The organism is Microbacterium sp. FG3, from assembly GCF_057809335.1.
This window is the reverse complement of the sequence record NZ_JBMDJT010000015.1, coordinates 49616-58198: the sequence shown is the minus strand read 5'-3', so window position 1 is coordinate 58198 and position 8583 is coordinate 49616. Positions and strand designations below refer to the sequence as shown.

Annotated in this window: 10 protein-coding genes; 1 reads left to right on the top strand and 9 read right to left on the bottom strand. The window is 72.7% G+C overall.

Going from position 1 to position 8583, the window contains the following annotated elements; genetic code table 11:
- Positions 1–67 precede the first annotated feature (67 nt).
- From rpmF to ACODR5_RS07130, 4 genes are read right to left on the bottom strand one after another with little or no spacing between them, the layout of a single operon-like run.
- Positions 68–277, bottom strand: a complete 210-nt coding sequence (gene rpmF / locus ACODR5_RS07145; protein ID WP_248149085.1) for a 50S ribosomal protein L32 — start codon at positions 275–277, stop codon at positions 68–70.
- A gap of 32 nt (positions 278–309) precedes the next feature.
- Positions 310–831: a YceD family protein gene (locus tag ACODR5_RS07140; protein ID WP_449854329.1), complete on the bottom strand. Its 522-nt coding sequence runs from the start codon at positions 829–831 to the stop codon at positions 310–312.
- A gap of 50 nt (positions 832–881) precedes the next feature.
- Complete coding sequence (coaD, locus tag ACODR5_RS07135) at positions 882–1382, bottom strand: pantetheine-phosphate adenylyltransferase (protein WP_449854296.1); 501 nt, start codon at positions 1380–1382, stop codon at positions 882–884.
- Between the two features lie 56 nt (positions 1383–1438).
- Positions 1439–3610, bottom strand: a complete 2172-nt coding sequence (locus ACODR5_RS07130) for an ATP-dependent DNA helicase RecG (RefSeq protein ID WP_488983168.1) — start codon at positions 3608–3610, stop codon at positions 1439–1441.
- 80 nt (positions 3611–3690) lie between these two features.
- Here ACODR5_RS07130 and rsmD point away from each other — a divergent pair, with 80 nt between their 5' ends.
- On the top strand, positions 3691–4254 hold the full coding sequence (rsmD, locus tag ACODR5_RS07125; protein ID WP_488983167.1) for a 16S rRNA (guanine(966)-N(2))-methyltransferase RsmD: 564 nt from the start codon (positions 3691–3693) through the stop codon (positions 4252–4254).
- 10 nt (positions 4255–4264) lie between these two features.
- On the opposite strand, the gene ACODR5_RS07120 is transcribed toward rsmD, so the two are convergent.
- From ACODR5_RS07120 to ACODR5_RS07100, 5 genes are all read right to left on the bottom strand, one after another.
- On the bottom strand, positions 4265–5239 hold the full coding sequence (locus tag ACODR5_RS07120; protein ID WP_460815262.1) for an NAD(P)-dependent alcohol dehydrogenase: 975 nt from the start codon (positions 5237–5239) through the stop codon (positions 4265–4267).
- A 19-nt stretch (positions 5240–5258) separates the two neighbouring features.
- The gene (locus tag ACODR5_RS07115) at positions 5259–5480 is read right to left on the bottom strand and encodes a helix-turn-helix transcriptional regulator (RefSeq protein WP_449854300.1); all 222 of its coding nucleotides are present in this window, start codon (positions 5478–5480) and stop codon (positions 5259–5261) included.
- On the bottom strand, positions 5474–5914 hold the full coding sequence (locus ACODR5_RS07110; RefSeq protein WP_460815260.1) for a hypothetical protein: 441 nt from the start codon (positions 5912–5914) through the stop codon (positions 5474–5476). Before ACODR5_RS07110 ends, ACODR5_RS07115 begins: the two co-directional genes overlap by 7 nt.
- 86 nt (positions 5915–6000) lie before the next feature.
- Positions 6001–7476 (bottom strand): MFS transporter, encoded by a 1476-nt coding sequence (locus ACODR5_RS07105; protein ID WP_449854302.1) that lies wholly within the window; start codon positions 7474–7476, stop codon positions 6001–6003.
- Positions 7473–8405 carry a heme o synthase gene (locus ACODR5_RS07100; protein ID WP_460815258.1) on the bottom strand — a complete coding sequence of 311 codons (933 nt, stop codon included), beginning with the start codon at positions 8403–8405 and terminating at the stop codon, positions 7473–7475. The genes ACODR5_RS07105 and ACODR5_RS07100 overlap by 4 nt, the downstream gene beginning before the upstream one ends.
- Positions 8406–8583 lie beyond the last annotated feature (178 nt).

Here is an 8583-nt window from a genome sequence, read left to right as displayed (position 1 = left end):
GTCGATGTCGACGCCGAGCTTCTCGATCAGAGACCTGTGAGTCTGGATCTCCGTCACGTGACGGGGATCAGACGTCGGCGACCTTGCGGCCCTTGTACTCCAGGAACAGCTCGGTGCCCTGCGAGTCCGTCACGACCTTGGCCTGGTGGGGACGGCTGTAGACGACCTTGCCGTTCTCGACGGTCTTGACGAGGGGGGTCGCCTCGGCCTTCCACTGCGCGCGACGCGAGCGCGTGTTGGAACGGGAGACCTTCCGCTTCGGGGGGTTACCTGCCATGACTGACTCTCTTCTGTGCTCGGGGCGGCGCCTTAACGCGCCGAACCATTCGGGTCGGTGAATTCCTGGAGCGCAGCCCACCGGGGATCGACCGGTTCCTGCTGCGCTGCACCGGAGCTCTCCGCCAGACGCTCACCCGTGATCGGGTCGAGCCCGGGGCAATCCGGCTGGCACACCGGCTGGAATGGAAGCGCGAGGACAATGGCGTCTCTGACCAGATTTTCAAGATCCACGTGGTCGTCTTGAACTTCGAAGTCAGCCGCTTCCTGACCAGGGTACTCGAAAAGCTCCTGGAATTCGACTTCGACGCGCTCCGCGAGGTCGCGCAGGCAGCGCCCGCACACGCCCTCATAGACGGTCTCGACCTCGCCCGTGACGAGGACCCCCTCGTGCACCGACTCGAGACGCACGTCGAGATCGAGCTCGCGCCCCTTCTCCACCGTGACGATCCCCTCACCCCAGCGCGCGGGCGCGGGCACGACGAGGTGATGCTCCCGCATCTCGCCGGGCTTGCGGACGATGTCGCGCGCGGGCAGCACGAAGGGTCCGGACAGTCGCGTCTTCACCCATCCATCCTACCGGCGACGGGCGGACCCAGGGCCGGTCAGAACTCGCTCGACGTCGCCTGCGCGAGGTAGCGGGCCACCGGGCCGGGCACATACGGCGACACGTCGCCGCCGAGGCCGGCCACCTGCCGCACGAGCGAGCTGGAGACGACCGAGTTGGCCGGATCGGCGAGCAGGAAGACCGTCTCGACGGCGGCGAGGTGGTTGTTCACGACCGCCATCGGCGTCTCGTAGATGACATCGGCCTGCGTGCGGATGCCCTTCACGAGCACGCCCGCACCCACCTCCTGCGCGTAGTCGACGAGCAGGCCCACGCTCCACGAGCCGATCACGATGTCGCCGGCGATGCCCGCGTCCTGGATCGACTCCTCCAGCAGGGCAAGGCGCTGCGCGATCGGCAGCATCGCCTCCTTGTCGGGGTTGTGCACCACGAGCACGTGCAGCTGGTCGTAGAGGTGCGCCGCCCGGCGGATCACGTCGAGATGTCCGAGGGTCGGCGGATCGAACGATCCGGGCACGACGGCGATCCGGCTGCTCATGATCCTCAGCCTACTGGCACGCGCCGGGCTTCCCGGCGACGAGGCACCGGCAGGCGTCACGCCTTGGACAGGGCCGCGCGCTCCTGCTGCGTCACCCGACGGCGCAGCGCGTCGGCGAGCCCCGGGTGGGCATCCAGCAGCGGGTCCGCCTCGAGGATCGCCTCGGCGGCCCCGCGCGCCCGCGCGATGAGCCCGGCGTCCTTGATCACGCGCAGCAGCCGCAGCGACGAGCGGACGCCGGACTGCGCGTCGCCGAGCACGTCGCCCTCGCCGCGCAGCTCGAGGTCGACCTCGGCCAGCTCGAAGCCGTCGAGCGTAGCGGCGACCGCCTCGACCCGGGCGCGGGCGGGCGTCTCGGGCGGGGCCTCGGTGACGAGCAGGCACAGGCCCGGCACTCCCCCGCGGCCCACGCGACCGCGCAGCTGGTGCAGCTGCGAGACGCCGAAGCGGTCGGCGTCGAGGATGATCATGGTCGACGCGTTCGGCACGTCCACCCCCACCTCGATCACGGTGGTGGCCACGAGCACGTCGATGTCGCCCGCGGCGAAGGACTGCATGATGCGATCCTTCTCCTCGCCGGGCATCTTGCCGTGCAGCGTCGCGATGCGCAGGCGCCCCACGCGCGGGTGCGTCGCGAGCAGCTCCGCCAGCTGCACGACGCCCCAGCGCGGCCCGGTCCGCTCGCCCTCCACGGGCGGCGCGAGCGCGTCCGGATCGTCCTCGACGGCGGCGGCGCCCTTCGCCTCGAGGTCGATGGCGGGGCACACGACGAACACCTGGTGGCCCTTGTCGACGTCCTCGGCCGCCCGCTCCCACACGCGCCCGAACCACGCCGGCTTCTCGCCGACGGGCGCGACGAAGGTCTCGATGCCCGCGCGCCCGGCCGGCATGGTCCGGATCGTCGACACGTCGAGATCGCCGAACACCGTCATCGCCACGGTGCGCGGGATCGGCGTGGCGGTGAGCACGAGGGCGTGCGGCGTCGTGCCCTTCGCCCGCAGCGTCTCGCGCTGCTCCACGCCGAAGCGGTGCTGCTCGTCCACCACGACGAGGCCCAGGTCGGCGAAGGTCGTCTTCTCGCTCAGCAGGGCGTGCGTGCCGACGACGATGAGCGCCTGCCCCGACGCGACCCGCAAGGCGGCCTTGCGGCGCTCGGCCGCGCCCATCTGGCCCGTCAGCAGCGTGGGCATGAGGTGCGGCGCGAGCTCGGGACCGAGCATGCGCGTGATGGAGCGCAGGTGCTGCGCCGCGAGCACCTCGGTGGGCGCGATGAGCGCCGACTGACCGCCCGATTCGGCCACCTGCAGCATGGCCCGCAGCGCGACGAGCGTCTTGCCCGAGCCGACCTCGCCCTGCACGAGCCGGTTCATCGGCCAGTCCGCCACGAGATCGGCCGCGATGCTCTGCCCCACCGAGACCTGATCGGGCGTCCGCTCGAACGGCAGGGCCGCGTCGAAGCGCTCGAGCAGGCCGCCGGGGGTCGCCGGGCGGCGCGTGGCCGACATCATCCGCACGAACTGCCGCTGCTGGGCCAGCGCCGTCTGCAGCACGAGCGCCTCGTGCATGCGCAGCGTGTGCCGCGCCACGTGCGCCTGCTCCTCGGTGGCGGGGCGGTGCACGAACTCCAGCGCCTCGCGCGCCGTGAGCAGCGACTCGCGGAAGCGCAGCTCGTCGGGGATCGGATCGGGGATCTCGCCGAGCCCGTCCAGGACGATCGCCATCGCCTTCTGGATGTCCCAGCTCGGCATGGCGGCGGTGGCCGGGTACAGCGGCACGGGCTGCTTGGCCCACTCCTCGGCCCGGAGGGCGTCGTCGCCCTCCTCGAACAGCTGGAAGTTGGGGTGCGAGAACTGCAGCCGCCCCTGGTACCAGCCGACCTTGCCCGAGAAGACGCCGCGGCTGCCGACGGCGAGCTGGTTCTCGCGCCAGGGCTGGTTGAAGAACGTCAGGCTCGCCTGCCCGCGGCCGTCGCTGATGACGACCTCGAGGATGCTGCCGCGGCGGTTGCGCATGGGCCGCTTGTTCACGGCGACGACCTCGGCGACGATCGTGACGGTCTCGCCCTCGACAAGCCCGCTGATGGGCGTCAGCTCGCCACGCAGCGCGTAGCGGCGCGGGTAGTGCGCCACGAGGTCGCCGACGTTCTCCATGCCGAACGCCTTCTTCAGCCCGCCCGCTTCCTTCGCCGGCAGGGCGCCCGCGAGCGGCGTGTCGAGCGTGAAGGGCATGCGCCGAGTCTAAGACGGGTCCCCGACAGCGGCCCCTCGCCCGAGGCGAGGCTCCGCGGCGCGTCAACTATCGTGATCGGGTGACGAGGATCATCGCCGGGGCGGCCGGGGGCGTGCGGCTGGACGTGCCCGACGCGGGCACGCGGCCCACGAGCGACCGGGTGCGGGAATCGCTCTTCGGCGCGCTCGAGACGACGGGCCTGCTCGAGGGCACGTCGGTCGTCGACCTGTACGCGGGATCGGGGGCACTCGGTCTCGAGGCGCTCAGCCGGGGCGCCGCCGCCGTCGACCTCGTCGAGCGGGCACCGCGCGCGGCGCAGGTCGTGCGCGCCAACGCGGCCCGCGTCGCGAAGGCCGCCGGCCGCGAGGCCGCGGTGCATCAGTCGGCCGTGCAGGCGTTCCTGCGCGGCGCGCGCCGCACCTACGACCTCGCCTTCCTCGACCCGCCCTACGACCTCGCGGACGAGACGGTGGCGGAGGATCTGCGCCTGCTCGCTCCCCTGCTCGCGCCCGACGCGATCGTCATCGTCGAGCGCGCCTCCCGATCCGCGCCGCCCGATTGGGCCGCCGCCGGGCTCGCGCCACTGCGCGATCGTGCCTACGGCGACACGGCCCTGTGGTGGGGCGAGCCGCCGCAGGCCTGAGCGCCCGCGATCACTCCGGCCGCACGCGCACGACGACCTTGCCGCGGCCCTTGCCACGGCCGATCCGCGCGACGGCCTCGGCGGCCCGCTCGAGCGGGAGCTCGGCGTCGATCGCGGGCCGCACCTCGCCCGCGTCGGCGTGGGCGGCGAGGGTCTCGAGGCCCGCCGACGTCTCGGACGACGTGAGCATGACGAGGCGCTGCCGCGTGAACGGGTCGAGCATCGCGGCGCGGATCGCGCGGCCGAGCCCGCCCATCGGCGCGCCCTCGGGCTCGGCGCCGACGATCACGAGCGCCCCGCGCGGCGCGAGGGCGCGGCGCAGCGCGCGCAGGGGCCGGTGCCCGCCGGTGTCGATGATCGCGTCGAACGGACCGCGCGCGAGCGGATCCTCCGCGGTGTAGTCGACCACCTCGTCCGCCCCGACCGCCGCGACGAGGTCGGTCTTCGCCGCGCTGCACGCCCCGACGACCGCGGCCCCTGCGGCCTTCGCCAGCTGCACGGCCAGGTGCCCCACGCCGCCCGCCGCGCCGAGCACGAGCACCCGGTGGCCGGGCGCGACGCGCGCCGACCGCAGCGCCGAGAGCGCCGTGCTGCCCGAGACGACGAGCGCCGCCGCCTCGGCGAACGTCAGGCTGTCGGGCTTGCGTGCGAGCCGGTCGCGGCGCACGACCGCGTACTCGGCGAGGCCGCCGTCGCCCACGCGCGCGCTGCCGAAGACCGCGTCGCCCACGGCCAGGTCGGTCACGCCCGCGCCCACGGCGTGCACGCGGCCGGCCACCTCCATGCCGAGCACCCGCTCGCCCTTCAGCGGCATCGCCAGGCGCACCGGCGCGGGCCGGCCCTCCAGCAGGTGCACCGTGCCCGCCTCGATCCCGGTCGCGACGACCGCGACCGCCACCTCGCCCTCGCCCGCGGCGGGCTCGGCCCGCTCCGCGAGCCTCAGCACCTCCGGACCGCCGTAGCCGCCCTGCACCATCGCCCTCATGCCGCTTCCCTTCGGCCGGTCACTGCTGCTCGGGGTACGAGAACACCTCGTCGAGCCGCGCGCCGAGGGCGCGGGCGATGAGGAACGCGACCTCGAGCGAGGGCGAGTAGCGCCCCTGCTCGATCGCGATGAGGGTCTGGCGGGTCACGCCGACGCGCTGCGCCAGCTCGGCCTGCGTCATCTCGCCGGCCTCGAACCGCAGGCGGCGGATGCTGTTGGTCACCTTCGTGGGCTTCACCATCGCGGATCGAACTCCCCGCGGTAGCAGATCACGCGCGCGGCGCCGCCGACGATGGCGGACGGGAAGAAGCCGAGGAAGATCGCATTGGCGATCCAGAACGCGTGCTGCTCGAGCATCGCGAGCGCCAGCGCGCCGAGCGCAACCGCGACGACGAGCGCCGACCCCACCCGCTCCCCCAGCCGGGCGATCGCGATGTCGCGCTCGTCCGGCTTCGGGCTCTCGGGGTCGGTGAAGACGCGGAACACGGCGTTCAGCACGATCGCGGCCACCACCGAGCCGGCGATCGTCCAGATCATCGGCCACGCGAACGGCCGCTCGACGAGCGGCGCCTCCGGCCCGGCGAACAGCAGCACGAGATAGACCGGATAGCCAACGAGCGCGAGCGCGAGGCCGATCCACGCGCTGCGCTCCTCCGGTGCCGTCGACGAGGCCATGGGGCCACCTCCGTGATGTAAAGAATTCCTGACACGCTCAACGTAAAGCGCTGCCGACATGGTGTCAAGGATTATTTACACGCGGATCAGCGGGCCCCGGACTCCTCCCGCGCGCCGATGCGGCGCGAGCGCAGGTCGACGAGCCCGACGACGAGGGCGAGGACCATGCAGGCCGCGACGATGATGAGGCCGTGCATGTAGGCGTCGCGGTACACCGTGCCGCGGGGCTCGCTGTCGGTCTCGCCGAACACGGTCGCATAGAACAGCGACAGCGCCACGGCCATGCCGATCGCCGAGCCCACGCGCTGCACCAGCTGGCCGACGGATCCCGCCAGCCCGCCCTGGACGGGCGGCACCTCGGCCAGGGTGAGCGTCTGGTTCGGCGAGATCACGAAGCCGCCGCCGATGCCGCCCAGCAGCAGCGCGGCCGCCGAGAGCCACGGCACGGCCGCCGCGGGCGCGAACGCCGCCACGAGCGCGAGCCCGCCCACGCCGAGCAGCACGAGCGTGAGGCCGATCACGACGAGCGGGCGCCCGAGGCGGCCCACGAGGCGGCCGCCGATCACGGAGGTCGCGGCGCTCGCGAGCGCGAAGCCGATCGTCGTCAGGCCCGCCGCCATCGCGCCGACGCCGAGCCCCGTCTGCAGGTAGAGCGTCGTGATGATGAACATCGACGGCATGCCGGCGAAGTACGCCGTCATCAGCAGCGTGCCGTTGCGGTAGGACGGGATGCGCAGCAGCCCGAGCGGCACGAGGGGCGCGCCGCCGCCGCGCTCGTAGCGCCGCTCCCACCACACGAACGCCACGATGGCGGGCGCGAAGATCGCCAGTGCCCACCAGCGAGCCGGATCGTCGGTCGGCTCGCCCGTCGTGAACAGGAACGGCAGCATCAGCGCGATCACGGCGACGCCGAACAGCACGATGCCGACGGGGTCGAGCGAGATCCGGCCCCGGCGCTCCGGCTTGAGGTCGGGCAGCGCCCACAGCGCGAGGACCACGGCGGCAAGGCCCAGGGGCACGTTCATCCAGAAGATGCCGCGCCAGCCGTCGTCGCCGCCGCCCAGCTCGACGAACACGCCGCCGATGACGGGGCCGAGCGCGGTGCCCAGGCCGATGGTCGCGCCGAGCAGGCCGAACGCCATGCCGCGCTCGCGCCCCGTGAACACGCGCTGCAGCACGCCCATCACCTGCGGCATCTGGATGCCCGCGGCCACGCCCTGCGCGATGCGCGCGGCGATGAGCAGCTCGGCCGTCGGCGCGAGCGCGCACGCGGCGCTCGTGATCGCGTACAGCACGAGCCCGATGACGAACAGGCGGCGCGGCGACAGCTGGTCGCCCAGGCGCCCCATCGGCACGAGCAGCAGGCCGAAGGCCAGCACGAAGCCCGACACGATGAGCTGCAGCTCGGTGGAGCCGGCTCCCAGAACCTCGCGGATCGCGGGCAGCGCCACGTTGACCTTCGACATGTCGAGGATCGTGAGGGCGGCGACCGCCGCGCACACCACGAACGCGCGCCAGCGGTGCGGCACCGCCCCGGGGGCGTGCCCGCTCTGCGCGCTCACCACGGCAGCAGCGGATCCACGGCGACGGCGATGAAAACCAGCGTGAGGTACGTGATCGAGGCGTGGAACACCCGCATCGGGCCCACGTTCTCGCCCTTCACGGTGAGGTTGTAGAGGCGGTGCGACTCGTACACGAACCAGCCGCCGAACACGAGCGCCGACACCGTGTAGACGATCCCCATGCCACCGACGGGGATGAGCAGCAGCGAGCAGGCCAGCGTCGCCCACGCGTAGAGGATGATCTGCAGGCCCACCTGCGTGCCCGAGCGCGTGGCGCCGAGCATCGGCACGTCGGTCTCCTCGTAGTCGGCCGCGTACTTGATCGACAGCGGCCAGTAGTGCGCCGGCGTCCACAGGAACACGAGCGCGAAGAGCACCAGCGGCGGCCAGTCGAGCGAGCCCGTCACGGCCGCCCACCCGATGAGCACGGGGAAGCAGCCGGCGATCCCGCCCCACACGATGTTCTGCTCGGTGCGGCGCTTGAGGATCATCGTGTAGATGACGACGTAGAAGAAGATCGCGAACGCCGACAGCGCGGCCGTCAGCGGGTTCGTGAACGCGAGGAACCACACGGTGGACCCGATCGCGAGCGTCCACGCGAAGATCAGCGCGGCGCGCGGGGTCACCTCACCCGTGACGATCGGCCGGTTCTTCGTGCGCCGCATGTGCGCATCGATGTCGCGGTCGATGTACATGTTGAACGCCGCCGCCGACCCGGCGCTCGCCGACCCGCCGATGACGGTCGCGAGCACGAGCCACAGGTTGGGCACGCCGTCGGCGGCGAGGAACATCACGGGGATCGTCGAGACGAGCAGCAGCTCCAGCACGCGCGGCTTGGTCAGCGCGACGTACGCGCGGATCTTCCGCCCCAGGCTCGAGCGCGCGGTGCCCCCGTCGGTGGTGCGCGGATCGGGAACGGTCGTGGTCATCGCCCCTCGTCCCCTCGCTTCACACCGGCACAGACCGCCTCAGTCTACGGCATGAGGATGCTGTGAGCCCGCTCCACGGCCCCTTCGGCAGGCGCGGCGGGCGGCCCCGCGCCGGCGTGGACCATACCCTCCGAGCGCGGCCCGGTCGAGGGCGGATCCGCGGGGTCTCCCGCTCGCT